The organism is Shewanella sp. T24-MNA-CIBAN-0130, assembly GCF_040310185.1.
Classification (GTDB): domain Bacteria; phylum Pseudomonadota; class Gammaproteobacteria; order Enterobacterales; family Shewanellaceae; genus Shewanella; species Shewanella psychromarinicola.
Map to the genome: position 1 here is coordinate 1 of NZ_JBEOPP010000123.1, position 868 is coordinate 868.

At 41.5% G+C, this 868-nt stretch carries 1 protein-coding gene; it reads right to left on the minus strand.

Annotation, left to right across the window (positions count from 1 at the left end; all coding sequences use genetic code 11):
* Nucleotides 1–63 precede the first annotated feature (63 nt).
* Nucleotides 64–741: a substrate-binding periplasmic protein gene (locus tag AAEZ02_RS21720; protein ID WP_351124997.1), complete on the minus strand. Its 678-nt coding sequence runs from the start codon at nt 739–741 to the stop codon at nt 64–66.
* Nucleotides 742–868: the final 127 nt, after the last annotated feature.

An 868-nucleotide genomic window follows, 5' to 3' on the forward strand; every position in this document is an offset into this window, starting at 1 on the left:
GTGTAATTTGTTTCATGGGGCTATGATGATCCCATTTGGGACAAAATCAAGCATTTTCAATGATCACGGGTATATGCCGTTAGCAAAGGTGATCGCATGGGCTTTATTTTGCTGACTAAAACCAACATACAAGGGCACAGGTTTTCCTATGGTGCCAGCATAGCGAAGCTGTTTACTTAAATTTAATTGACTCGCGGTGTACTCAATGACATTTCTGTTGTCGACGATTACGGAATGACGGCCTTTTACAAGGCGAATAATATTCATCGCTAATGGATCGCTACCTGAGGCAAAGTACGTATTAGCATGCGCGTTAAACCAGGCGTCAAGTGCTGCGCCATAGCCGTAACCATTCACTATCGCCGCTTGTTGAGTTTTATTCAGGTCGCTAATCTGCTTAAATGACTCATTACTGTCAACAAGAGTATAAAAGTCGTTGCTGTTATAGCCCAAAATCACATCAGCACTGAGTAATTTATTGTCGGCTATCGCGCTTGCGGTCAGTGCAAGCACTGCATCAATATTGTTTCTTTGCAGTTCAATCAATGCCCGCTTAAACGGAAGCTTTCGAAATTCAACGGCTTGACCTTGGATCTCAAAAGCGCGACGGGTTAGTTCTACAACGTATCCAGTTTGATTTTCGCAGATATACGGACACCAAATATCTGAGGCGATTCGAAGAGGCGCAGAGTGGGCATTAATACTGAAAAGAGACAGTAAAACGATAAAGTACTTTAACAAGTATTTTGCTCCATGATTTGAATGGGCGAGTATAGTAATTGTTTAAAGTGTATATACCCGTGATCATTGAAAATGCTTGATTTTGTCCCAAATGGGATCATCATAGCCCTATGAAACAAATTACACT